This window comes from Rhodoluna sp. KAS3, assembly GCF_026000575.1.
Lineage (GTDB): Bacteria > Actinomycetota > Actinomycetes > Actinomycetales > Microbacteriaceae > Rhodoluna.
This window is the reverse complement of record NZ_AP026910.1, coordinates 913,590-936,947: the sequence shown is the minus strand read 5'-3', so window position 1 is coordinate 936,947 and position 23,358 is coordinate 913,590. Positions and strand designations below refer to the sequence as shown.

General features: G+C 53.6%; 23 protein-coding genes. 15 read left to right on the top strand and 8 right to left on the bottom strand.

The window, feature by feature from the left end:
* Positions 1–26: 26 nt before the first annotated feature.
* The 7 genes from OO731_RS04665 (at position 27) to OO731_RS04635 (ending at position 5,819) form a co-directional block, all read left to right on the top strand.
* Entirely contained in the window at positions 27–902 is an 876-nt protein-coding gene (locus OO731_RS04665; protein WP_138316473.1) for a sugar phosphate isomerase/epimerase family protein, read from the top strand.
* A 61-nt stretch (positions 903–963) separates the two neighbouring features.
* A complete protein-coding gene (locus tag OO731_RS04660) occupies positions 964–1,998 on the top strand; it encodes a LacI family DNA-binding transcriptional regulator (RefSeq protein WP_138316472.1) in 1,035 nt (344 codons plus the stop codon).
* Between the two features lie 183 nt (positions 1,999–2,181).
* Positions 2,182–2,472: a hypothetical protein gene (locus OO731_RS04655; protein ID WP_264889826.1), complete on the top strand. Its 291-nt coding sequence runs from the start codon at positions 2,182–2,184 to the stop codon at positions 2,470–2,472.
* A gap of 2 nt (positions 2,473–2,474) precedes the next feature.
* Positions 2,475–3,386, top strand: coding sequence for a sugar phosphate isomerase/epimerase (locus OO731_RS04650; protein ID WP_264889825.1), 912 nt, complete (start codon positions 2,475–2,477; stop codon positions 3,384–3,386).
* A 15-nt stretch (positions 3,387–3,401) separates the two neighbouring features.
* Positions 3,402–4,412 carry a Gfo/Idh/MocA family oxidoreductase gene (locus tag OO731_RS04645; RefSeq protein ID WP_264889824.1) on the top strand — a complete coding sequence of 337 codons (1,011 nt, stop codon included), beginning with the start codon at positions 3,402–3,404 and terminating at the stop codon, positions 4,410–4,412.
* Positions 4,413–4,548: 136 nt separating this feature from the next.
* Positions 4,549–5,328 carry a TIM barrel protein gene (locus OO731_RS04640; RefSeq protein WP_264889823.1) on the top strand — a complete coding sequence of 260 codons (780 nt, stop codon included), beginning with the start codon at positions 4,549–4,551 and terminating at the stop codon, positions 5,326–5,328.
* 92 nt (positions 5,329–5,420) lie between these two features.
* On the top strand, positions 5,421–5,819 hold the full coding sequence (locus tag OO731_RS04635; RefSeq protein WP_138316468.1) for a tautomerase family protein: 399 nt from the start codon (positions 5,421–5,423) through the stop codon (positions 5,817–5,819).
* An 81-nt stretch (positions 5,820–5,900) separates the two neighbouring features.
* Here the strand turns inward: OO731_RS04635 and OO731_RS04630 are convergent, their stop codons facing one another.
* The 4 genes from OO731_RS04630 to aroA form a co-directional block, all read right to left on the bottom strand.
* Entirely contained in the window at positions 5,901–6,662 is a 762-nt protein-coding gene (locus OO731_RS04630; RefSeq protein ID WP_138316467.1) for a GntR family transcriptional regulator, read from the bottom strand.
* 73 nt (positions 6,663–6,735) lie between these two features.
* On the bottom strand, positions 6,736–7,518 hold the full coding sequence (locus OO731_RS04625; RefSeq protein WP_138316466.1) for an inositol monophosphatase family protein: 783 nt from the start codon (positions 7,516–7,518) through the stop codon (positions 6,736–6,738).
* Positions 7,519–7,528: 10 nt separating this feature from the next.
* The gene (rsgA, locus tag OO731_RS04620) at positions 7,529–8,578 is read right to left on the bottom strand and encodes a ribosome small subunit-dependent GTPase A (RefSeq protein ID WP_138316465.1); all 1,050 of its coding nucleotides are present in this window, start codon (positions 8,576–8,578) and stop codon (positions 7,529–7,531) included.
* The gene (gene aroA, locus OO731_RS04615; RefSeq protein WP_264889822.1) at positions 8,575–9,897 is read right to left on the bottom strand and encodes a 3-phosphoshikimate 1-carboxyvinyltransferase; all 1,323 of its coding nucleotides are present in this window, start codon (positions 9,895–9,897) and stop codon (positions 8,575–8,577) included. The genes rsgA and aroA overlap by 4 nt, the downstream gene beginning before the upstream one ends.
* Before the next feature lie 74 nt (positions 9,898–9,971).
* Here aroA and OO731_RS04610 point away from each other — a divergent pair, with 74 nt between their 5' ends.
* Together OO731_RS04610 and rsrA are read left to right on the top strand one after the other, a co-directional pair.
* Positions 9,972–10,586: a sigma-70 family RNA polymerase sigma factor gene (locus tag OO731_RS04610; protein ID WP_264890671.1), complete on the top strand. Its 615-nt coding sequence runs from the start codon at positions 9,972–9,974 to the stop codon at positions 10,584–10,586.
* Positions 10,579–10,827 (top strand): mycothiol system anti-sigma-R factor, encoded by a 249-nt coding sequence (gene rsrA / locus OO731_RS04605; protein WP_138275614.1) that lies wholly within the window; start codon positions 10,579–10,581, stop codon positions 10,825–10,827. The genes OO731_RS04610 and rsrA overlap by 8 nt, the downstream gene beginning before the upstream one ends.
* Before the next feature lie 54 nt (positions 10,828–10,881).
* Here the strand turns inward: rsrA and OO731_RS04600 are convergent, their stop codons facing one another.
* Complete coding sequence (locus tag OO731_RS04600; RefSeq protein ID WP_138315682.1) at positions 10,882–11,493, bottom strand: GDSL-type esterase/lipase family protein; 612 nt, start codon at positions 11,491–11,493, stop codon at positions 10,882–10,884.
* Between the two features lie 2 nt (positions 11,494–11,495).
* Positions 11,496–15,221: a multifunctional oxoglutarate decarboxylase/oxoglutarate dehydrogenase thiamine pyrophosphate-binding subunit/dihydrolipoyllysine-residue succinyltransferase subunit gene (locus tag OO731_RS04595; RefSeq protein ID WP_264890670.1), complete on the bottom strand. Its 3,726-nt coding sequence runs from the start codon at positions 15,219–15,221 to the stop codon at positions 11,496–11,498.
* A 178-nt stretch (positions 15,222–15,399) separates the two neighbouring features.
* On the opposite strand from OO731_RS04595, the gene OO731_RS04590 reads away from it, so the two are divergent.
* Both OO731_RS04590 and OO731_RS04585 read left to right on the top strand, forming a co-directional pair.
* Positions 15,400–16,710, top strand: a complete 1,311-nt coding sequence (locus OO731_RS04590; protein WP_264889821.1) for a hemolysin family protein — start codon at positions 15,400–15,402, stop codon at positions 16,708–16,710.
* Entirely contained in the window at positions 16,710–17,747 is a 1,038-nt protein-coding gene (locus OO731_RS04585; protein ID WP_264889820.1) for a hemolysin family protein, read from the top strand. Before OO731_RS04590 ends, OO731_RS04585 begins: the two co-directional genes overlap by 1 nt.
* On the opposite strand, the gene OO731_RS04580 is transcribed toward OO731_RS04585, so the two are convergent.
* Entirely contained in the window at positions 17,748–18,818 is a 1,071-nt protein-coding gene (locus tag OO731_RS04580; protein ID WP_264889819.1) for an NADH:flavin oxidoreductase/NADH oxidase, read from the bottom strand.
* Positions 18,819–18,835: 17 nt separating this feature from the next.
* Between OO731_RS04580 and OO731_RS04575 the strand changes: the two genes are divergently transcribed.
* Both OO731_RS04575 and OO731_RS04570 read left to right on the top strand, forming a co-directional pair.
* Positions 18,836–19,648 carry an ADP/ATP-dependent (S)-NAD(P)H-hydrate dehydratase gene (locus tag OO731_RS04575; RefSeq protein ID WP_264889818.1) on the top strand — a complete coding sequence of 271 codons (813 nt, stop codon included), beginning with the start codon at positions 18,836–18,838 and terminating at the stop codon, positions 19,646–19,648.
* Positions 19,641–20,846 (top strand): hypothetical protein, encoded by a 1,206-nt coding sequence (locus OO731_RS04570; protein ID WP_264889817.1) that lies wholly within the window; start codon positions 19,641–19,643, stop codon positions 20,844–20,846. Before OO731_RS04575 ends, OO731_RS04570 begins: the two co-directional genes overlap by 8 nt.
* On the opposite strand, the gene OO731_RS04565 is transcribed toward OO731_RS04570, so the two are convergent.
* Positions 20,824–22,029 (bottom strand): homoserine O-acetyltransferase, encoded by a 1,206-nt coding sequence (locus OO731_RS04565; protein ID WP_138275607.1) that lies wholly within the window; start codon positions 22,027–22,029, stop codon positions 20,824–20,826. The genes OO731_RS04570 and OO731_RS04565 overlap by 23 nt on opposite strands.
* A gap of 54 nt (positions 22,030–22,083) precedes the next feature.
* On the opposite strand from OO731_RS04565, the gene OO731_RS04560 reads away from it, so the two are divergent.
* Both OO731_RS04560 and OO731_RS04555 read left to right on the top strand, forming a co-directional pair.
* Positions 22,084–22,740, top strand: a complete 657-nt coding sequence (locus tag OO731_RS04560; RefSeq protein ID WP_264889816.1) for a uracil-DNA glycosylase — start codon at positions 22,084–22,086, stop codon at positions 22,738–22,740.
* A 9-nt stretch (positions 22,741–22,749) separates the two neighbouring features.
* Complete coding sequence (locus OO731_RS04555) at positions 22,750–23,322, top strand: GNAT family N-acetyltransferase (RefSeq protein WP_264889815.1); 573 nt, start codon at positions 22,750–22,752, stop codon at positions 23,320–23,322.
* Positions 23,323–23,358 lie beyond the last annotated feature (36 nt).

Sequence of the window (23,358 nt, the reverse complement as noted above, 5' to 3'; positions counted from 1 at the left end):
TCAAAACTGCTTCGAAGGAGAAGTCAATGGTCAAGATTGCACTAGACCCAACCCCGTTCCACAGCACTCACTCACTGCTTGAGTTTCCGGCGCTCGCCGCAGACCTCGGTTACAAATACCTGCAGATGACTCCGCATGCCGACATGATTCCGTTCTTCAATCACCCGAAGGCCGATGATGACCTAGTCAAGAAGATGAAGAAGGCTTGTCAGGATGCCGGTGTCGAGATTGCATCAACCTTGCCGGTGCTTCGTTGGTCAGGCCCAGATGAAGACGCCCGCGAAGCCGCGGTGCGTTACTGGAAGCGCGTAATTCGGATTACCGCCGAACTTGGTGTTGACACGATTGGAACCGAGTTCAACGGGCGCCCAGAGCGCGCCGAGGAGTCGGAACGCGCTTTCTACCGTTCGATGGAAGAGCTGGTTCCTATCATTGAAAAAGAGGGCATCAAGGTATTCATTGACCCGCACCCAGATGACTTTGTTGAAAATGGATTAGCTGCCTGGCGCGTTATCCGTGGAATCAATTCAAAGAATTTCGGCATGGTTTATGTGGCTTCGCACACCTTCCACATGGGTAACCAGCCGCTCGAAATTATGCAGGCGGCCGGCGATCGACTTGGAATTGTTCACGTGTCAGACACCATGGACCACACCGCTTCTCACGGTCTGCGCTACATCACAAACCCTCCTGGCAACGCAGTTCGTGTTCACCAGCACCTCAAGATGGGTGATGGAGATGTGAACTTCGATGAATTCTTCGGCGGCCTCAAGAGCATTGGGTTCTTGGATAATCCGAACAGCATTATGTGCTCAAGCGTCTTTGCTGAGAATGAAAATGCTCGCGCAGTGGCGATTTACCAGCGTGAAGAGATGGAAAAGCGCATCGCGGCCTTGAAGTAAGCGAATTAGGAAAAGTGGGTTACCTTTACGGGTGACCCATCTCTGTTTTTAGGATTAGAGCATGGCTAAGAAGGAAAACAAGGAACGCTATGACCAGCGTCCGCCAACTATGGCCGATGTGGCTGAGCGAGTGGGCGTATCGCGTCAATTGGTGGGCTTGGTGTTTCGAGATGCACCGGGAGTGAGCGCTGACACTGAGGCCAAAATTCGCGCAGCTGCAAAGGAATTGGGCTACCGACCGAATCTGGCGGCGCAGTCACTTAGACGCGAGGGTTCTAAGTACATAGGCCTGGTATTTCACGCTTCTGAAAGCTCAACCTACGACATCATTCCGGCAATCTATAAGCAGGCTGCGGAACAGGGCTTTCAGCTGGTCTTGAGCGCCATTTCAAGTGATCGAACCGATTTGGAGGCCATTGACGAGGTAATTGGCCATCGATGCGACGGTCTAATACTTATAGCCTCGACGCTAAGTCTGACCAGGTTGCAAAAGTTGGCGAGAACAATTCCGTTGGTAAGTCTAGGTAGAAGACTCACGGGCGTCAGGTGCGGAGTGGTCTCATCGCGCGGCGAATCGGGAGTTTTCGACGCGGTTGAGTATTTGATCGGTCTTGGGCATAAGTCGATTGCCTACGTGAATGCCAAGGATATGCTCGACATCGAATATCGACTTGAGGGCTATGAATCAGCGATGGATAAGCACCACCTAAAGAAAACCATTATTGGGATTTCGGGTGACTTCGCTGAGGCCGGGGGTGCTCTAGCTGCCGAACGACTACTGGCGATGGAGAAATTACCAACCGCCGTGGTCTGCAATAACGATCAAAGCGCATTTGGCCTCATTCACTGCCTTCAAAAGGCAGGCCTAAAGGTTCCAGAGGACGTCTCTGTCGTTGGCTACGATGACACGATCGCCAAAGAGTCCTACCTAGACATGACTACGGTGCGTCAGGATCCGACTGAGCTTGCCAAGGCTAGCGTTGAGGACTTGGCTGCCCGTATTCGGGGCGACAAGTACCTATCGGAAACGTCTCTCACCAGCTCAACTCTGGTCGTTAGATCTAGCACGTGCCAGCCAAACAATCTAACGGATTAGCCGAAAAAAGCTCTAGATACTGGCCTATCTCAATTGGCACGTGCTAGTATAACTTTACTAATTCGTTATCAAATAAATGCGCTTTGTCCTTACATAGCGTTTTTCTTAACGCTAAGTTCGATGTGGGTTCGATTACTTACTAGAAGTCAATCTCCACATCCAACTAACAAAGGACACAATGAAGTGAAGCTATCTATCAGAAAGAAAAGCATCGCCGCACTAGCAATTCTTGGTGCCACCGAGGCATTGCTCGATTACCTCCGTCAATTGAAAACCGAGGGTGTTAGTTCGGTGCTGGTTACTCACAACCTTCACCATGCCTACCAAGTTTGCGATCGGCACATCGTCATGAATCATGGCCGCAAAATCCTTGATGTGCGCCGGGAGGGCACGACTGTCGAGGAGTTGACCGCTGCGGTGGTTGGCGGCGCAGAGGGCATTCGCAAATATCGTGAAAGTTTGCAGGGAAACTAACTATGACTAATCAAATTCGCGTTGGAACTGCCCCTGATTCGTGGGGTGTCTGGTTTCCAAATGACCCAAAGCAGGTTCCGTGGGAGCGATTCCTAGACGAGGTGCAAGCTGCTGGCTACCACTGGATCGAGTTAGGGCCTTTTGGTTATTTGCCAACGGATCCAAATCAGCTTGCTGACGTTCTTGCCGAGCACGACCTAAAGTTGTCGGCAGGAACGGTGTTCACCGGCTTCCACAAGGGTGATGACCAGTGGAAGCGCGCGTGGGACCAAGCGCTCGATGTAGCTGGACTGGTTTCAAAGTTGGGTGTTGAACACCTGGTAGTGATTCCGGATTTGTGGCGCTCTGACGCAACCGCAGAAGTCCTGGAGTCGAGAACTTTGGACAATGATCAATGGAAGAAGTTGGCAGCGGGTCACGACAAACTGGGCAAGGCGCTTCTAGAGGAATACGGCATCAAGCAACAATTCCACTCGCACGCGGACAGTCACATCGGCACTTATGCCGAGGTGGAGAGATTCTTGCAGGAGACGAACAAAGAGTTCACTAACCTTTGCCTGGATACTGGTCACTTTGCCTACTACCTCGGCGACAACGTCAAGCTCATGAACGCCTACCCGGACCGAATCGGATATCTCCACCTGAAGCAGGTTCACCCTGACATTTTGGCTGAAGCGCTCAAGAATGACATGCCGTTTGTGGACGCAGTCGCAAAGGGCGTTATGACAGAGCCGGGATTCGAGGGCGTTCCAGAGTTCGCTCCGATTCTTGAAAAGGCAGCCGAAATCAACCCGGAGATGTTCGCAATCGTTGAGCAGGACATGTACGGCTGTGAAGTAGATTTTCCATTCCCAATCGCCAAGCGCACTCGCGAACATATTGGTTCATGCACGCACGCGGCCCGATTCATCTAAACCAGAGAGAGAAAATTGTCTGAACTAAGAATCGCCGTAGTCGGCGCGGGCCTAATGGGAGCCGATCACATTATTCGAATTGAAAATCGAATTGTTGGAGCTTCGGTGGCGGCAGTCGTTGAACCTGACGAAGGTCGGGCAAGGGCCGCCTTGGCTGAAGCCCCAGCAGCAGTGTGGTTCCCAAACATTGAGGCGGCAATCGCAGCCGGAGGCATCGATGCGGTGCTGATTGCAACCCCGGGTCAATTCCACGAGCCTGTGCTTTTGCCGGCACTAGCTGCAGGTCTTCCAATACTTTGCGAGAAACCTCTCACCCCTGACTCAGCGTCTTCAATGCGAATGGTCGAGGCAGAGGTGGCAACCGGAAAGCAGCTCATTCAGGTGGGCTTCATGCGCCGATTCGACGCAGGTTACCAAAATCTAAAAGAACTGATCAGCTCCAAAGGACAGGGTGAACTTCTCGGATTGCACTGCGCCCACCGGAACCCTGAGGTCCCAGAGTCGTATCACAACGACATGTTGATCTTTGACTCGGTAGTCCACGAGATTGACATCGTGCGCTTCCTAACTGATTCACCGATTAAAAGTGTTGAAGTCAAAGCAATGAAGCGAAATTCAAACAATCATGATGGTTTCAATGACCCGATTTTGGTTCTGTTGACCACGGAATCAGATGTATTGGCGACCGTGGAAATGAACGTTTCAGTGAAGTTCGGTTACCAAGTTAAGACCGAGGCCGTTTTTGAGAACGGCATCGCCGAGATTGGGCGTACCAGTGGCATGAATACCTGGTTCGATGGCCAAATTGGCACTGCAGAGCACATGTCATTCAAAACCCGTTTTGCTGCGGCTTACGACTCTCAGATTCAACGCTGGGTCAATGCAACTAAGCGTGGCGAAATCGATGGCCCAAGCGCCTGGGATGGCTATCTGGCGGCAGCTGCTGTTGAGGCAGGGCTTGAGGCTCTACACACCGGAGGGTGCGTTGATGCAAAATACGCGAACAAGCCGACGTTCTATAACTAGAAGTTGATTGGAGGCCCCCGGGATGAGAAAAATCTCGGGGGTTTTCTGTGTTTGAATCCAAAATGGTGAAAATAGATGGACCGGTCCAAACTAGACTTACTCGTAGGCGACGAAGCCTTGATTTGTGGAGAAATACATGAAGTATCAGTTGGGCGCATCCGCGGAGATGCTATTTCTAGATCTACCTTTTGTTGAGCGCGTGAATCGCATCAAAGACGAAGGCTTTTTGGTTGAGATTTGGAATTGGGCCAATAAGGATCTCGAAGCACTGGCAAAGACTGGCGCCACTTTTTCATCGATGACCGGATATTTAACCGGTGACCTAATTACCGATGACGGTGCCGCAGAACTTATTAGAACGGCAAAGCTCTCCTTGCAGGCAGCGGAGGTAATCGATTCACCGAGGCTCAACCTGCATGGAACCGGTCTCGATGAAAATGGTCAGGCAATCCGTCAGGGAACCGAAGTCACCCCCGATGACTGGGCCAAGGCCGTAGATACACTCAAGCGAATCGCGGAGCTTGGCGAGGCAGCTGGGAGAGTGTTTACTCTCGAGAATTTGAACTTGGCAGTGGACCACCCTGGAACGCCTTTTGCTCGTGCCGCCGACACTATGGAACTCGTCCGCCGGGTTGACAGTGAACACCTAAAAATGAATCTAGATCTCTACCATGCTCAAATTGGCGAGGGCAATCTCGTTGAGTTGGTAAGAGAAGCGCTTCCGTATATCGGTGAAATTCAAGTAGCTGATGTCCCGGGCCGATGTGAGCCAGGCACTGGGGAAATCTATTACCCGCGCATTGCAGCCGAGCTGGAGAGCATTGGATACGGCGGAGTGGTTGCACTTGAGGGGTGGGCGAAAGGTGATTCAAGCCACGCCTTGGCTGAATTTAGGCGATTACTGACTCCTCAGTAGAAAAACAATCCCTAAGTTCGGGGCTATTGCCTTACTCTTCGATATATGTAAGAATGTCCTAACAAAGTAAATTTCTATCGAAGGGAAGCCACATGCCGCTGGTCCGTATTGACCTGAATCCGCGATACAGTGCCGAGCAGGTAAGGGCAATTGCCGATGGAATTCACACCGCGATTGTCGAGGTTTACGGCATTCCTATCCGTGATCGTTTTCAGATAATCAATCAGCCAACGCTGATTATTGCTGAGGACGCCGGGCTGGGCTTCGATCGGACCGACGGTGTTGTGATGATCCAGATCTTCACCCAACGTGGGCGAAGCGATGAAACAAAGCAGGCTTTGTATGCACGCATTTCCGAGAAGCTAGCCGAGGTTGAGATCGCTGGCGAAGATGTTTTCATCGGATATGTCGAAAACGGCCCACAGGATTGGTCGTTTGGGTTTGGCGTCGCACAGTATCAAACTGGGGAGTTGGCTGTTCCGTCTGCATAGTCGGTGAGTTACGCCAAAAAGAAGAAATCGGGCCGAAGGGGATTGGCCCGATTTCTCATTTAACAGGTATGTGCCTGGATTCTATTTTTCAACCAGGGTTACTTCGAATGAGTAAAGATCTGGGCGGTAGCAGTGGTGGCCAAATTCAACCGCGTGGCCAGAGTTGTCATAGGCGGTGCGGTCCATGGTTAGCAACGCAGCGTTCTTTTCAATGTCGAGTGCGGTTGCCTCAGCCTGGTTTGCCTTGCGCGCACCAATTCGCTGTTTAGCAACCCGGATGGTTACGCCGCGTAGTCGAAGGATTTGGTAAAGGCCGTGTTCGTTCAAATCCGCCTCGGTTATGTCGGTGAATTCGGCTGGCAGCCAGTTTTCGAGAATTGACACCGCAACTTTATCTGCTGAGCGTAGACGCTTGACGTAAAGCACCGGTGAGCCTACGGCAACGTTTAGTTTCTCGGCAATTTTGGCATCGGCCTTGGTGAGTTTGTAGTCAAGAATTTTGGTCGAAGGCTTCTGCCCACTTCGGCTCAAGTCCTCGTAGAGGGAAGTAAGCTCAACGCCACGTGTTACCTGACCGTGAACCACCTGGGTTCCGATTCCACGACGGCGAACCAAAAGTCCCTTATCGACTAGGTCCTGAATCGCGCGGCGAACAGTAGGGCGGCTAAGCCCCAGTCGCTCACCAAGGGATACCTCGTTTTCAAGACGTGAACCAGCCGCTAGCTGGCCACTCATGATGGCATCTTCGATTTTTTGAGCTACCTGGAAGTAGAGAGGAATCGGTCCCGAACGGTCAAGATCCATGAATACGGATAGGGGAAGAATATTCTCCTGCTGGTTCATTGCCATCCTCAACGCCGATGTTTACACTCGTCAAACTTTGACAAGTTGTTAATACATTATCAGCCTAAGTTGGTTAGGCTCGGAGCGCCTCGGCGGTTGCAAAGTGGAGTTTTCCATTGGTTGCCAGCACGCTGGATGATGCTGCGTTCAGCGAACCATCCAAGTCGCTGAATTGGCCGCCAGCTAGCTCCACGATTGGCACTAAGGCGGCAATGTCGTAAATCTTCAGGTCGTGCTCGGCAACGATTTCAAGGGCGCCTTCAGCTAGCAGCATGTAGCTCCAGAAGTCACCGTAAGCACGGGTTCTCCATAGTTTGCGGCTTAGTTCTAAAAGTTGCGGCAATCGCCCTGATTGGTCCCACAGCTGCAAGTTGTTGTAGCTGATTGAGGCGTTTTCGAAATCAGAAATTCCAGACACGGCCAACTGTCGAGTTGATCCATCGATGTCTCGCGTCCAAGCACCGATTTCTGGGGCAGCCCACCAGCGTCTTCCCATTGCAGGGGCTGAAACCACACTTACAGTTGGTTTGCCATCGATAGCCAGGGCAATCAGAGTTGCCCAAACTGGAACACCGCGCAGGTAGTTTGCGGTTCCATCAATCGGGTCAATGATCCAGGTGCGGTTAGTGGTGCCGTCGGCGCTTCCATACTCCTCGCCAATGAGTGCGTCAGAAGGCGCTTTTTCAGCCAGCAGCGCCTTGATGGCGCGCTCTACCGCTTGATCTGCATCGGTGACCGGGCTGCGATCAGGTTTGGTTTCAACCTTTAGGTCCAATGCCCGAAAGCGCTCGAGCGCAATTGAATCTGCAAGGTCAGCAATTGCCAGAGCTAGGTCGAGGTCAGAAGAAAAGGTCATGATTGAAATTCTATTCGCCGGGCTTTTCGCTGTGGTTTGCCAGTGATGTAATCAGGCGGCGGAGTGAATCGACTCGCCCCTCACCGCTAGGACCAAGTGACCCTGCCGCGATGGCATCGTCGAGGGCGCAATCTGGGGCGTCGGATGTGTGGTTGCAGTCGCGCGGACAGGTCTCAATCACTGCCCAAAGGTCTTCAAATGAACGCAAAAGGTTTTCAGGCTTCACATGCCCCAAACCAAATGATCGAACACCCGGGGTGTCGATGATCCAACCTTCGCCGAAGTTTTCATCCAAGCGGATGGCCCGCACCGAAGAAGATGTGTGGCGGCCGCGACCGGTCACAATGTTTACTCCGCCGGTTGCACGCTGCGCATGCGGTGCCAGGGCGTTTACCAAAGTCGATTTACCAACTCCGGAATGCCCAACAAACACGGTGGTTTGGCCAGTCAGCAACTCGCGCAATGCCGGCAGAGCGGGTGCATCAGAGCGGTTGAGCACTACCGGAATACTCAGTCCAGCAAAGTTAGCCAGGAACTCATCTGGGTTGGCCAAGTCGGTTTTGGTGATTACCAAGATTGGTCTAAGACCCGCGTCGTAGGCAGCCGCAAGGTAGCGATCAATCAATCGGGTTCTTGGCTCTGGGTTAGCAATAGCAACCACAATGGCCATTTGGGTAGCATTAGCAACGATTACCCGCTCGACCACATCAGAATCGTCGGCGCTGCGACGCAGCAGCGAAGTGCGAGGTTCGATTCGCACGATTCGCGCCAACGCGCCCTCGGTAGTGGAGATGTCGCCGGCAAGCGCTACACGGTCGCCTACAGCGGCACCTTGTTTGCGTAATTCTTTACCCAAGGTGGCATTTATGATTCGGTCCTCAGACTCGAGGAGTACCCGATAGCGCCCGACGTCAACGCCCAATACCAAGCCGATTGGTGCCTCTTTGTGTTCTGGGCGTTTCTTAGTTCTTGGCTTGTTGCCCTTTGGGTTTGGGCGCACACGCACATCGGTTTCGTCTAGGTCGTTTTGACCCGGATCTGGCTCATAAAGCCAACTCAAGCGTCTTCACCAAGCTGAATCTGCCAGTTGTTCTGGCCAAGCATGCCTTGCCACATTGAGGCAAAGTTTGGCATTGTCTTTGAAGTAGTCGTGATGTCTTCAATCTGGATTCCAGGAACCCGAAGTCCAATGATTGCACCGGCAGTCGCCATTCGGTGGTCCTCGTAGGTCTGCCAAATGGCGCCGTGAAGGTTATCGCTCGGGTCAATTTCTAGACCGTCAGGGGTCTCGCGTGCAATTCCACCGATGCGGTTAATTTCGGCTGCCAGCGCCGCCAGACGGTCGGTCTCGTGACCGCGAAGGTGTGCTACACCGCGAATCACAGTTGGGCTGTCAGCAAGAGCCGCCAGCGCAGCAATTACCGGGGTGAGTTCGCCGCCGATAGAAAGATCAATGTCGATTCCGTGAATCGCGCCAGTGCCGGTGATGGTTAGGCCACCATTTTCACGGACAATCTCTGCGCCCATCTGCTGAAGAATTCCATCAAATTCGTCGCCGACCTGAGTTGTGGAATCAGGCCAGCCCTGAATGAATACCGAGCCACCGGCAACCATCGCTGCGGCCAGGAAAGGACCAGCATTTGAGAGATCTGGCTCAATTGCTACTGAACCGCCGCTAATCAAACCTGGTTCGACCTTCCAGACAGCTGGTTCTGGGGTTGAAACCTTAACGCCGCGCTTGGTTAGGCAATCTAGGGTCATTTCGATGTGAGGCATCGATGGCAGGTGCTCGCCAACGTGACGCAGCACTAGGCCATTCTCAAATCTGGCAGCAGCTAGTAGCAGCCCGGATACAAACTGACTTGAAGCGGAGGCATCGATGGTGACCTCGCCGCCCGCTACCGTGCCGGTGCCGTGAACCGTGAAGGGTAATGAGCCCTTACCCTCATCTGACACCGATACACCCAGCGCACGCAGGCTATCGATGGTTGTGCTCATAGGACGGCGGCGTGCAGCTTCATCGCCGTCGAAAACTACCTTTTGGTTGCTTAGCAGCGCAGCTGGCGGAACAAACCGCATCACGGTGCCGGCCAAGCCGCAGTCAATGACCGCTGGGTTGTCGAACGGTTTTGGGGTAACCAAAATAGACCCGACATCGCGGACTTCGATGTCAGTACCCAGCTGCCGAAGCGCCTCGATCATCAGTGTGCTGTCGCGAGAAGCCAAGGTGCCGGTTAGAAGAGTTGGTTCGGAGGCCAGCGCAGAAAGCACAAGCTCTCGATTATTTAGTGACTTTGAACCAGGGAGGGCCACCGCTGCATCGAGTGGCGCCGAGGCCACAGGAGCGTGCCAAGGCTGGGAATTTTGGTTAGAAGTCATGAGTTAAAAGTACCATGTCTACTTTTGCTGTCTCTGGAATGGGGTTGTCGCACTCGCGGCTAAACTCAAACGTGATGAAGCAATCTGATGCAGAACAAAAGCGCCTCCAAATTCACGAATTTGAGCAGCAGGCGCTACCACTCATGCCGCAACTTTATGGTGCAGCTTTGCGCTGGACTCGTAATCCATCTGACGCCGAGGATTTGGTTCAAGAGACCTTTGCCAAGGCGTTCGTAGCATGGGCCCAGTACCAGCAAGGCACCAACCTAAAGGCCTGGCTGTACCGCATCATGACCAACACCCACATCAACTTGTACAACAAGCGGGCCAAAGATCAGGCCAAGGGTGGGTTAGACGAGCTAGAGGACTGGCAGCTCGGTTCAGCCGAGTCGGTCACAGCTCACTCGACTCGGTCTGCCGAGCTCGAAGCCATTGACAACATGCCTTCAGAAACCATCAAGAAAGCCCTTCACGCTATCCCAGATGAATTCAGAATGGTGGTCTACTACGCCGTAGTCGATGGCCTGCCTTATGCAGAGATTGCAGACATCATGCACACTCCAGTCGGAACAGTCATGAGCCGCCTTCACCGAGGTAAGAAGCTTCTCCGAAAGCTACTTGCTGAGTATGCGGCTCAAGAGGGCTACGACGTATCTGAATCCAACAAAGGGGAGGCCTCGAATGTCTAACTTCGATTGCCAAGAAACCAAGCGCCACGTGCACGAGTACCTGCACAACGAACTCAGTGGCCAGGACATCGATGACATTACTGCTCACCTCGCAAACTGCGATAGTTGTGAGACTGACTACGACCTTGAGAACCTGATCAACGGTGTCATTAAGGGCGCCTGCGATGAAGCCCCGCCTGCCGAACTTGCCCAGCGCGTGATGTCGCGCATCCGCGATATTCAGAATGGTGCGGCTCACTAAGCACGCATAAAAAGATTTGCTAAACGAAAAATCCGCACCTGGGTGCGGATTTTTTTATTCTGGCTCTGGAAGCCCAAGCCACTCGTACCAGCCACGGTTTAGCACCAGCCATGCGATTAATCCGTGACCAATTTGCCCCGGTAATCCGTGTTCGGTGTTGGCAATTTCTTGATTCCAACCCTCGTGCTCAACGAGCGGTCTAAAGCAATCAACAAACGGTATGCCGCGTCTTGACGCAACGTCCTCAAAGCCAGAGGCTAGGTGCTCAATCTCGGAATTCAACTCAGGGTTGCGGTGAGGGGTTGGGCCAACCAGGAATGACTCAATGCCTGCGCGCTTGGCTTCGTCAACGATAGTTGCGATGTTGAGTCGGCTGCGTGAGATTGATATACCTGCGGCTGGATCCAAATTGTTGAGCGCAATTACCAGGCGGTTTTCGGTCTGGTCGCTAAACCGGCGTTGAACCTCCTGAGCCCAACGCTCAGATAGCTTGCTGGTTGTTTCGTCTGGCGCTGGCAAAGCAAAGATGTCGACCCTTGGCGAATTGGCTGGAGTTTTGGACGTTACGCGACCAACCCACCCCATTCCTTTAGGGTCGCCGGCAGCGGAAATTATCGAGTCGCCAAGAATGACGATTCTGATGTCTTTACGCGGCTCCTGCAGCATGCTTAGATCGAGAACGCTCTGGCAATAAGGTCAGCTTGCTCAACAGCGTGGCGCTTTGCAGAACCTGTTGCTGGTGATGCGCTAGCTGGGCGTGAAACCAACTTGGCCACCTTGCCATCCATGTAACGAGGCAAGAATAGACCGATGTAGGTCCATGGTCCCTGGTTAGCCGGCTCATCCTGTACCCAAACCAATTCTGCGTTTGGATACTGTGCGTAGGTCGCCTTGATTTCATCAACCGGGGTTGGGTAGAGCTGCTCAACACGAACGATTGCGGTGGTGCCATCGTTGCGCTTTTGAGCCTCTGCCAAAAGGTCCCAGTAGATCTTGCCTGAACAGAACAGCACTCGCTTGACTGCGTTTCTGTCCAGACCCTGCTGGTCATCAATTACCGGCTGGAAGGTTCCATTGGTGAAGTCCTCAACAGACGATGCTGCTGATTTCAAACGCAACATTGACTTCGGAGTGAACACAATCAGTGGGCGCTTCGGAGTCGAGTAAGCCTGGCGACGAAGTAGGTGGAAGTGAGATGCCGGAGTCGAAGGCTGAGCAACAGTCATGTTGTTTTCAGCACACAACTGTAGGTAGCGCTCGATTCGGGCTGATGAGTGGTCTGGCCCCTGGCCTTCGTAGCCGTGAGGCAGCAACAGAACTACACCGGAGTGCTGGTTCCATTTCTGCTCGGCTGATGAAATGAATTCATCGATGATGGTCTGCGCGCCGTTGGCAAAGTCACCAAACTGTGCTTCCCATAGAACAAGTGCATCCTTGTTTTCAACTGCATAGCCGTATTCGTAACCCATGGCCGCGTATTCGCTAAGCAGTGAGTCATAGATGTAGAACTTGGCTTGGTCAGCAGACAGGTTGCGCAGTGGCATCCACTCTTGACCGTTTTCGCGATCGTGGAACACAGCGTGACGCTGAACAAAGGTGCCGCGTCGGCTGTCCTGGCCGGCCATGCGAACGGTTTTGCCTTCGATAAGCAACGAGCCTAGAGCTAGTAGCTCGCCGAAGCCCCAGTCGATGCCGCCTTCGCGGCTCATCTCAACACGCTTGGTCAGCAGCTGCTGAAGCTTAGGGTGCACGTGGAAGCCCGGTGGCTGGTTGTTGTGGGCATCACCGATTTGCTCAACAACCGCGCGTGAAATCGCAGTGGCCTGCGCAACTCCGGTCTGGTCGCTTGCGGTGGTACCGATGCCAACTGGGCGCGACGGCAGAGCCGGTGCAGCGATCATGGCCTCGTGAACCTCGACGAATGCATTCTCAAGGCGGGTCTGGAAGCCAGCGTTTGCAGCTTCAAACTCTTCGTGAGTGATGTCACCGCGGCCAACGAGTGACTCTAGGTAAAGGGTGCGTACTGAACGCTTGGCCTCGATCAGGTTGTACATCAAAGGCTGGGTCATCGATGGGTCATCGCCCTCGTTGTGACCACGGCGACGGTAGCAAATGATGTCAAGAACGACATCTTTTTTGAATTCCTGGCGGAACTCAAAAGCTAGACGTGCCACGCGGACTACTGCTTCAGGGTCATCGCCGTTTACATGGAAAATTGGCGCCTGGATACCCTTCGCAACGTCGGTTGCATAAACGGTAGAGCGAGACTCACCTGGAGGAGTGGTGAAACCAACCTGGTTGTTGATGACGATGTTGATGGTTCCGCCAGTTTTGTATCCACGCAACTGAGACATGTTCAGTACCTCAGGCACTACGCCCTGGCCTGCAAAAGCAGCATCGCCGTGGATAACAACCGGAAGAACCGGGAAGCTGTTGTTGATCACAGAGTCGGTGCGGTCAAGCTTGGCGCGCACGATACCCTCGACCACCGGGTTTACAGCCTCGAGGTGAGATGGGTTAGCGGCAAGTGAAACTTTAACCTGCTTGCCGTCCATGTTGGTGAAAACACCCTCGGTGCCTAGATGGTACTTAACGTCACCTGAGCCCTGAACTGTCTTGGTGTCGGTGTTGCCTTCAAATTCTTTGAAGACCTGACCGTAGGTCTTGCCGGCAACGTTGGTTAGAACGTTTAGGCGGCCACGGTGAGCCATACCAATTACAACTTCTTCAAGCTGTGCGTCGGCGGCCTCTTGCAAGATTTCATCAAGGGCTGCGATGGTGGATTCGCCACCCTCAAGGCTGAAGCGCTTTTGCCCAACAAACTTGGTCTGCAAGAAAGTTTCAAAAGCCTCGGCTTCATTCAGCTTTTCAAGAATGCGCAGCTGCTCGTCGCGAGTCGGCTTAGCGTATGGGCGCTCAAGCTTGGACTGGAACCACTTGCGCTGGGCTGGGTCTTGAATGTGCATGTACTCAACACCAACGGTGCGGCAGTAGCTGTCACGAAGAATCTTGTAAATCTCACGGAACTCAGCCTTGGCCTTGCCACCAAAACCACCGGTCTTGAAGGTTCGGTCTAGGTCCCAGAGGCTCAAACCGTGGTTCAAAATGTCAAGATCCTCGTGCGAGCGCTGCTTGTACTCAAGCGGGTCAACATCGGCCATCAAGTGGCCTCGAACGCGGTAGGCGTTGATTAGTTCCTGGATGCGGGTCTCTTTGGTGCGGTCGTCGTTTTCGTTTCGCTCGAAGTCGGTGACCCATTTGACCGGCTCGTAAGGAATGCGAAGGTCGGCAAAGATTTCGTCGTAGAAGCCACGAGCGCCCAGCAGGAGTTCGTGGATCTTCTTGAGGAATTCACCTGAACCAGCGCCTTGGATAACACGGTGGTCGTAGGTTGAGGTTAGTGTGATGGTCTTGCTGACACCCAACTTTGACAGCTGAGCGTCTGACATTCCCTGGAACTCAGCCGGGTAGTCCAATGCGCCGGCGCCGATAATGCAGCCCTGGCCCTTCATTAGGCGAGGTACCGAGTGAACGGTTCCGATTCCACCTGGGTTGGTCAGTGAAACTGTTGAGCCGGCAAAATCACCGGCGGTCAACTTGTTGTCACGTGCCTTCTTGACCAGGTCTTCATAGGCGCTTAGGTACTCGGCAAAGTTGAGTCGCTGAGCGCGCTTGATGTTTGGAACCAAAAGTGCACGGGTGCCGTCTTCTTTTGGAATGTCGATCGCGAGTCCAAAATTGATGTTCGCAGGCGTTACCGCAGCTGGCTTGTCATCGATGATGTCGTAGTAGACGTTTTGGCTTGGAAACTCTTTTAGAGCGCGGATGATCGCGTAACCGATGATGTGGGTGAAGGAAACCTTGCCGCCACGGGTTCGAGCCAAGTGGCTGTTGATCACAATGCGGTTGTCAATCAAAAGTTTGGCCGGAATGGTTCGAACCGAGGTCGCGGTCGGAACCTGTAGCGAAGCATCCATGTTGGTTGCTAGGGCCTTTGACATGCCCTTTAGTACGTTTACCTTGTCCTGCGCCTCTTCAGCTTCAGCGACCTGAGTAATAACTTCGGTGACCGGTGCCTGAGCTGGAATTGGCTGAGGGCGGGCCTCAACGCGGGTGGTTTTTGCCACTAGGGGAGCGGCAGGAATGGTCTGCGGTTCAGCTGGAATAACCTGCTGGGCGGCCGGGGCCGGCGCACTACCCTGCGGAGCGGCTGGACTTGCGCTCGACGCGGTGGCATGAGGTGTTTGGGTTGGGTGGTAGTTCTCGAGAATTGGCCACCAAGCCTTATCGACCGAATCGGGGTTCGACTGATACTGGGCGTACATTTCGTCCACTAGCCAGTCATTGGCTCCGAAATTGTTTTCGCCATTTGTGTTCTCAGCGTTGCCTGACAGAGAAACCACCTCTTTATGATTATCCGTTCGATGTGCAGGGTTAAGCCTACCGGCTTGAGTCTGCAGCAAATTGCGATTAGCGGTGATTTGCCTAATGAATTGTGGCTTTTAGTCTGACTATGCTTAAAGCAATGGATAAAGCAGGTTCTGACCATAGTTCTTGGGGTGATTTACCCCGATGAACGATTGGCTCATGCTCGGAGTAGGTGTCCTACTCACTATCGGAACCGGGCTGTTTGTGGCGAGCGAGTTCTCGCTGCTGAATGTCGAGCGAAATGAACTCGAAGCACGTCGTAGTCGAGGTGAAAAAGGCCTTTCGGTTTCAATTGCTGCCCTAAAAGTGACCAGCACACACCTTTCAAGCGCCCAGCTGGGAATCACGCTTACCACCCTCTTAACCGGATTTGTTGCTGAGCCGTCGTTAACCAAACTACTCACGCCTGCCTTCGCCGGCCTTTCACTTGAGTCTGGCGCGCAAAAAGCACTCTCGGTGGTTGCCGGAATGACCATCGCAACAATCTTCTCGTTCCTTATCGGTGAGCTGGTTCCAAAGAACATGGCGCTCTCTAGCCCGCTTAAGGTCCTGAACTTTGTAGTTCGTTTTCAGGTTGCTTTTACATGGGTCTTTAAATTCATGATTCGGTTTTTGAGTGTTACCGGTGACCGGATTGTTCGCATGTTTGGAATTGAACCCAAAGAGGAACTGAGCTCGACTCGAACCGCCGAAGAGCTTTCATCGCTGGTAAGGCGCTCGGCAAGCATGGGTGCGCTTGATGCGCAAACCGCCACGCTACTCACCAAGACCCTTGCGTTGAGTCAGCTGGTAGCAGCCGACGTAATGACTCCTCGGCCGCGAATGCACGTGCTTGACAAGGATTCAAACCTTCAGGCTCTCATCGAGGCATCGATCAAAACCGGGCACTCTAGGTTCCCGATCTCAGATGGTTCGGCTGACGACATCATCGGTGTTGCTCACGTCAAGCAGGCGGCTGCAGTGCCACGCGAAAAACGTGCCGACGTGCCGGTCTCGGCCATCATGGCGCCGGCGCTTCGCGTACCTGAGACCATGCGGTTAGAGACTCTGATGGTGGAACTGCGAGCCAAGGGACTTCAGCTGGCCATCGTGGTCGATGAATACGGCGGCACAGCCGGTCTTGCGACTCTTGAGGACCTCATCGAGGAATTGGTGGGCGAACTTGCCGACGAGCACGACCGAGCAAAGGCGGGTGTCACTCGCGGTGCAAACTCCTCAATCCTGTTTCCGGGCCTGATTCGCCCAGATGAACTGCGCGAGATGGCAATCAAGGTTCCGGCCGACGGCGCCTACGAGACCGTCGCAGGTTTCATGATGAGTGAGCTCGGCCGTATTCCTGCCAACGGCGATGAAGTCCAGATTGAAGATGGCGTCTTGCGTGTCGAGCGTATGGAAGGTCGTCGAGTTGACCGAGTCAGGTTTACACCTACCACCGATGCGGAGGGGAGCGAATAGTGAATTCTGACCTTCAGGGTTTGGTTTGGTTCGTAGTTCTATTGCTAACCAACGCATTTTTCGTAGGGGCCGAGTTCGCACTGATCAGTGCGCGTCGAGCCCAGATTGAGCCAAGGGCCGAGGCAGGTAGCCGCCCAGCCAAAATCACGCTGCGCGCCATGGAGCGAGTCTCGTTGATGTTGGCCACCGCTCAGCTTGGCATCACAATTTCTTCATTGCTTATTTTGTTGATTGCCGAGCCGAGTATTCACCACCTCCTCGAATACCCGCTGCACTTTCTGGGGCTCAGTGACGAGTTGGTTTCAACGATTTCATTCGCTATCACCCTGCTTCTGGTTACCTACTTGCATGTTGTGGTTGGCGAGATGGTTCCGAAGAACTTAGCAATTGCGCTGCCTGAACGTTCTGCTTTGATTTTGACTCCGGTGCTGTACGGATTGGCAATGCTGGTTAAGCCTTTGGTCGGCAGCCTTAATGCTGTGTCTAATGCGATCTTACGATTGTTTAAATTTGAACCAAAAGACGAGGCGACAAGTTCTTACACTCTCGACCAGGTCGAAGATATCGTGGAACATTCCACTCGAGAAGGCGCGCTGTCAGATGTGAGCGGCACCCTGTCAAACACCTTCGAATTCACCGAAAAAAAGGTTATTGACGTAGCTATTCCGGTTGAGAAACTTGTTGCGTTTGCTACCAGTGTCACGCCGCGTGAGGTCGAGCAGGCGGTGGCCAAGTATGGATTCTCGCGCTACCCACTAACTGATTCCTCGGGTGAGCTGATGGGATACCTTCACCTAAAGGACGTCATTGACCTTGAGCAAGATGAAATCGATGATGCCTTCCCGACCAAGCGCATTCGCTCGCTGATTTCGCTTCCGGCTTCAATGGAGCTTGAAGATGCTTTGGCCAGCATGCGCAGAGTTCACGCTCACATGGCTAAAGCTTTCGATAAATCAGGCAATGTCCTAGGGGTGTTGTTCTTGGAAGACATCCTTGAAGAACTCGTTGGCGAAGTTCAAGACGCAACCACGAAGTAGTTAGAAACCGCCGCGACGATACTGTTTTGGCCAATAGTCCAACTCAACACCCAGTTCGTGGGCTGCTCGAAGTGGCCACGATGGATCACGAAGGCTGGCTCGTCCGATCAAGACAACTTCTACTTTGCCGCCCGAGAGAATTTCTTCTGCCTGCGCACCGGTTGTGATTTGCCCAACAGCACCCACCGGCGATGAAACCCTGTCGGCCACGTACTCGGCCATCGGAACTTGGTAACCCGGCCCGGTAGGAATTTGGACTCCGGTGATTAAGCCACCGGTAGAAATATCGAATAGGTCTGCGCCCAACTCTGAGCACCAAGTAGCAACGCGAGATGTTTCGGCCTCGTTCCAACCGCCGCCTTTATAGTCGGTTGCCGAAAACCTAACCAGTATCGGTGCCTCTTCACCGATGGCTGAACGAACAGCCTTGACTACCCCGAGCAGCAGGCGGGCACGATTTTCAAGAGAACCGCCAAAATCATCGGTGCGCTGATTGGTCAGAGGGGAGAGGAATTGGTGAAGGAGATAGCCATGAGCGGCGTGAATTTCTACGGCATCAAACCCGGCGGCAATTGCGTTTTTTGCACCGGCGGCAAATGCCTGAATAACCTCTTCGATTTCATTGAGGCTGAGCTCTCGAGGGGGCTCATACCCATCAAAAGCAATCGCACTTGGGGCCACAGTTTGCCAGCCACCGTCTGCTTGCGGGACGCTACCTGAGCCAGACCATTCGCGGTAGCTAGAGCCTTTTCGGCCGGCGTGCGCAAGCTGGAGAGCTGACTTGGCTCCGTTCTCATGAATGAACTTGTTCACCCGAGCCCAAGCTTCAACCTGCTGTTGATTCCAGATGCCAGGGCACCAAGGTGAAATTCTTCCCTCGGGTGCAACCGCGGTGGCTTCAGCAATTATGAGCCCAGCGCCGCCGGCAGCACGCGCACCCAGGTGAACTAGGTGCCACTCTGAAACCACTCCGTCTTTTTGCTCGCATGAATACTGGCACATCGGTGCAATAAAAATGCGATTTCTAATTGTTAATTTGCGAAGAGTGAGTTCAGAGAAGAGTTTGCTCATGTGGTTAGTCTATTCAAATGGAGTCAACCCTAAACCGTGTCCTGCACGCCCCAAAAGTCAGTGATGACAAGTATTCGCGGGGCGTCGTTGGTTTTGTAACTGGGTCGAATGAGTACCCAGGCGCTGCCATTTTGGGCGTCACTGCAGCGATTCGAACCGGCATCGGAATGGTTCGGTATCTGGGTCCCGAAAAAATTACCACCCTGCTCATCGAGGCTAGGCCTGAGGTTGTTTTTCAACCGGGTCGAGCACAGGCATGGGTGGTTGGATCGGGTGTAGACCCTCAATTAAGCTCTGATCAGCTGCGGCGAATCAAGGTCCTTGCTTCTCAGCCGGGGCTCCTGGTCGTAGACGCAGGTGCTCTAGAAGTGATTGATTTTGCTACCGCCGTGGCAGATTGCGTCCTGACCCCGCACGCCGGAGAAATGGTCAAACTCCTAGCTCGATACGGCCAGCTTAGAGACCGAGCAGCTGTTGAAACTAACCCCTCCGCGGCTGCTTTACTTGCGGCAAAACTTACCGGCCAAACCGTGCTTCTGAAAGGCCCCGTTACGGTAATCGCAACCCCGGACCGCTGCTTGGAGTGCGAGCCCGGACCGGCTGATCTAGCTACTGCCGGCACGGGTGATGTTCTCGCTGGAATTATCGGTGCGCTTTTGGCCAGCAACGCATTTGAAATTGTTGCCGGGGATCTTTCAGTGGTTGATGTTTTATCTGCCGCAGTAGAGCTTCACTCCGCTGCCGCCCGATTGGCTGCAGAAGGTGGGCCGATTGGCGCTCTGGATGTTGCCGAGAGTGTTCGAGAGATTGTGCGGAGACACCTTGCTTAATCGCAAATTCCTGGCACTGGCCGGCTCATCAGTTTTGGTTCACGCCTTTTTGTTTGCTACCTCAGGTATGTACGGCCGGGTTGCTCCGTTCAATGATGTTCTGCTTTACGGCTGGTGGCTCTTTGAAATGCAGGGCGGCCCGATTTTAGGAGTGTCGGCCGACTGGGTGTATCCGTATCCGGCGCTGATACCAATTTTTGTGGCAACGGCTCTGGGTGGTGGCGTAAACATTCTGTTGGGATGGGTCACCATGATGGCCATCCTCAACACTCTGCTGATTGGTCAAATTACTGACTGGGGTCGCGGGCAATCGAAAGCCTTTGTAGCCGCCTGGTTTTGGCTGGGTTTCTTATTTCTGCTCGGGCCGGTGGCGATTGGGCGAATCGATGCCGTAGCTACCGCCATTGCCGGATTCGGATTAGTGGCCTTCTCGAACGGAAAAATTCGCCAGGCTGTGACTTTCTTCACCCTGGGCGCCTGGGTCAAGATTTGGCCGATAGCAACGGCGCTGGGTCTGTTTTTGTCATCAAATCTCAAGAAAAATTTGCTACTCACGGCTTCTATTGCTGTGTCAGCGGTCTTAGCATTGGGCTTGCTTTTGGGCGGCGATTTATCGTTGTTTTCATTCGTGTCAACGCAGGGCAATCGCGGTATTCAAATTGAGTCGCCAATCGCAACTATCTGGCTCTGGGCCGCAAAACTCGGCACAGTCGGCGCCGGCATCTACTTCGATGACGTTCTGCTGACCAATCAGGTGTCGGGTCCGGGTGTTGCTGAGGTAGCAGCGCTCATGACTCCGGCCATGGCGGTTGCAATTGCAATAACCGCTTTGCTCGGCTGGCGTGCTGCTCGTGCCGGGGCAGATTCAAGTCAGGTGTTTGCAATCGTTTCACTGACGGCCGTCCTGGACCTGATCGTTTTCAACAAGGTTGGCTCGCCACAATTCATCGGCTGGCTAGCTGTGCCGATCATCGCGGTGATTATTTTTCAACTGCAGGGCTGGCGTGTGGCAATGGTTGGCGGTCTTGGTTTGGCGGCCCTTACCTACTTGATTTACCCGCTTTATTACCTAGACCTGATGGGTCTGGGGTGGCTGAGCATAGGTTTGCTTACCGTCCGTAACCTGGGCCTGATTCTGCTTTTGGTTTGGGCCAACCTAAAACTAGGTTCGTTGGCTAAGCCTCAAGCAGTTCGGTGATCATCGGTCCCACCACGTCGCGCTCGATCAAGAAGCCGTCGTGACCGTAGGCCGATTCAATAGTTCTGAGTCCGCCACCAATCAATGGGCCACCGATGTGCTCGGCAATCAGGGCTTGGTCCTGAATCGGAAACAGTCGATCGGTCGAGATTCCCACCACGAGGCTAATGGCCTTGATAGTTGCCAACGCTGCTTCAACTCCACCGCGCCCGCGGCCAACATCGTGAGAGTTCATGGCCTCAACCAAGGTGATGTAGCTGTTTGCGTCGAAGCGTCGAGTGAACTTATTTCCGTGGAAGTCAAGGTAACTCTCGACTGCAAAACGGCCACCGCCGCCCAGTGGGCTCACGCCAGATTGCCAGCTTCTTGCAAAGCGCTCATTGAGTTCGCCCGGTGAGCGGTAGTTGATGAGAGCCATGCGTCTGGCCAGTGCAAGGCCACGGTGCGGACCAAAGCCTGCCTTGGCGTCATAGTAGTTGCCGTCATTGAAGGCTGGGTCAGTTTTAATTGCCTCAACCTGCACCGAGTTCAGCGCAATCTGGTCGGCTGAAGAGACAGCAGGTGCCGCGATTACGGCAATCTTGCGCACTTCATCGGGGTAGGTAATCGCCCACTCAAGAACGTGCATGCCACCCATCGAGCCGCCGATGATGGCTGCCCATTTCTTGATGCCAATGGTGTGGGCAAATTCGTGCTGAGCGTGAACCTGGTCGCGAATGGTTAGGTACGGAAACAGCGCGCCGAACTCACGGCCATTGGTGTCTAGTGACGAAGGTCCGGTGGTGCCCTGGCAGCCGCCAAGAATATTTGGCACGACGACGTAGTACTTGTCGGTGTCGATGGCTAGGCCAGGGCCGATTAGGTCGCTCCACCAGCCCTCGGTCGGGTGCTGCTTACTTGCTGGGCCAGCTGCGTGTGAATCGCCGGTGAGTGCGTGAAGCACCAGGATGGCGTTGGTGTGCTCGTGATTGAGCTCACCCCAAGTCTCGAATGCGATTCGTACAGATGGTAGTACTCGACCGCTTTCAAGTTTCAGATTTGATAGCGGCGCAAACTGTCGGTCTCCCGCTGGGTCGCCATCTCGCCATGCGCCAGTTGCGGGTGGGCGGCCGATTAGTTGTCGGCTCAGCTCATCCGTGATGAAAGACGATGGGACGGTGTCCTCAGGGGTTTGAAATTCCATAGAGGTTTAAGCCTATCGGCTCGCTAACCCGGTTGCGGAGCATATGCTTGAACTATGTTTTTCGAGCAAATGCACCCAACCTGGCAGCAGGCACTGGCCACAAGCAAACCGTTGCTCGACGAACTTGAGCTCAAGGTGGCGGCTAGAGAAACTGAAATGGTGCCGGCCATGGCGCAGGTCATGAAGGCATTTGAGATGCCGCTTGATCAGGTGCGAGTGTTGATTGTTGGCCAAGACCCGTACCCGACTGCCGGTCACGCCATCGGATTGTCGTTTGCGGTTGCCAAGGACGTAAAGCCTCTTCCGCGCAGTCTCAAAAACATGATGATCGAGCTCAAGGATGATCTAGGTAAAGGCGTATCTAGCGAAGGCGACCTTACTCGCTGGGTTCAGCAGGGTGTATTTCTTCTGAACCGTCACCTGACTACGGACCTGTCTGAACCTGGTGCTCACTCGAACCTAGGTTGGGCGCAGTTCACCGACAGGGTGGTTGCAGTGCTGAATCGGCAGGTTGGTAGAAATCTGGTTGCCATTTTGTGGGGCAATCAGGCACAGGAACTAAAAGGTGCGCTTTGCGACTGCACCGTAATCACATCGGCCCACCCGAGCCCGCTGTCGGCTCGCCGCGGATTCTTTGGTTCAAAACCATATTCAAATGCAAATGCTGCACTCGTTTCGGCTGGGCTTTCGCCGGTCGATTGGTCCTGTTAGGAATTTAAATTGGCACTTGATTCAGAATCACGCTGGCGTCTAGTTCGACTAAAAAAAGCTAAGGGTGACGTCCCGGAGTCCAACGAAATCACGATTCAGGCTGCGACCCTCCAAGACATTCCGCAATGCGCTGAGATTTACAACTATTACATTCGCAACAGTGTTGTCACCTTCGATGAAGACTCGATGACTCTCGAGCAGTGGCGAGAAAAATTCACTTGGCTGACCAGCTTGGGTATGCCTTTTTTGGTCGCAAAGTCGGCCGGTGGTCAGACCCTTGGATTTGCCTACGTTGGGCCGTGGCGTCAAAAGGCCGCCTACCGAAAGACCGTTGAAGACTCCATTTATTTGCGCCCCGCGGCCATTGGCAAGCGAGTTGGTACGAAATTGCTGGGTGAGCTGATTGAGCAGTCCCGAGCAGCCGGCGTTAAAGAAATTGTTGCGGTGATCTCAGATAAAGGCGCCGAGTCGTCGATCGCCCTTCACGAGCGATTTGGCTTTAAGCACCAGGGTCATCTAGGCAAGGTCGGTTTCAAGTTTGGCCGCTGGCTCGGCACTATCCTGATGCAAAAGAGCCTTTAGTTATTCAGCCCATTTTCAGTTTTGAGCCATAGTCTG

Excerpts from the sequence above, each read along its gene's own strand:
- OO731_RS04590 (WP_264889821.1), top strand. The coding sequence starts at position 15,400 with ATGAACGATTGGCTCATGCTCGGAGTAGGTGTCCTACTCACTATCGGA.
- OO731_RS04650 (WP_264889825.1), top strand. The coding sequence starts at position 2,475 with ATGACTAATCAAATTCGCGTTGGAACTGCCCCTGATTCGTGGGGTGTC.
- OO731_RS04630 (WP_138316467.1), bottom strand. The coding sequence starts at position 6,662 with ATGAACCAGCAGGAGAATATTCTTCCCCTATCCGTATTCATGGATCTT.
- OO731_RS04665 (WP_138316473.1), top strand. The coding sequence starts at position 27 with ATGGTCAAGATTGCACTAGACCCAACCCCGTTCCACAGCACTCACTCA.
- OO731_RS04660 (WP_138316472.1), top strand. The coding sequence starts at position 964 with ATGGCTAAGAAGGAAAACAAGGAACGCTATGACCAGCGTCCGCCAACT.
- rsrA (WP_138275614.1), top strand. The coding sequence starts at position 10,579 with ATGTCTAACTTCGATTGCCAAGAAACCAAGCGCCACGTGCACGAGTAC.
- OO731_RS04580 (WP_264889819.1), bottom strand. The coding sequence starts at position 18,818 with ATGAGCAAACTCTTCTCTGAACTCACTCTTCGCAAATTAACAATTAGA.
- OO731_RS04625 (WP_138316466.1), bottom strand. The coding sequence starts at position 7,518 with ATGACCTTTTCTTCTGACCTCGACCTAGCTCTGGCAATTGCTGACCTT.
- OO731_RS04640 (WP_264889823.1), top strand. The coding sequence starts at position 4,549 with ATGAAGTATCAGTTGGGCGCATCCGCGGAGATGCTATTTCTAGATCTA.
- aroA (WP_264889822.1), bottom strand. The coding sequence starts at position 9,897 with ATGACTTCTAACCAAAATTCCCAGCCTTGGCACGCTCCTGTGGCCTCG.
- OO731_RS04610 (WP_264890671.1), top strand. The coding sequence starts at position 9,972 with ATGAAGCAATCTGATGCAGAACAAAAGCGCCTCCAAATTCACGAATTT.
- OO731_RS04560 (WP_264889816.1), top strand. The coding sequence starts at position 22,084 with ATGTTTTTCGAGCAAATGCACCCAACCTGGCAGCAGGCACTGGCCACA.
- OO731_RS04635 (WP_138316468.1), top strand. The coding sequence starts at position 5,421 with ATGCCGCTGGTCCGTATTGACCTGAATCCGCGATACAGTGCCGAGCAG.
- OO731_RS04575 (WP_264889818.1), top strand. The coding sequence starts at position 18,836 with ATGGAGTCAACCCTAAACCGTGTCCTGCACGCCCCAAAAGTCAGTGAT.
- OO731_RS04565 (WP_138275607.1), bottom strand. The coding sequence starts at position 22,029 with ATGGAATTTCAAACCCCTGAGGACACCGTCCCATCGTCTTTCATCACG.
- OO731_RS04600 (WP_138315682.1), bottom strand. The coding sequence starts at position 11,493 with ATGCTGCAGGAGCCGCGTAAAGACATCAGAATCGTCATTCTTGGCGAC.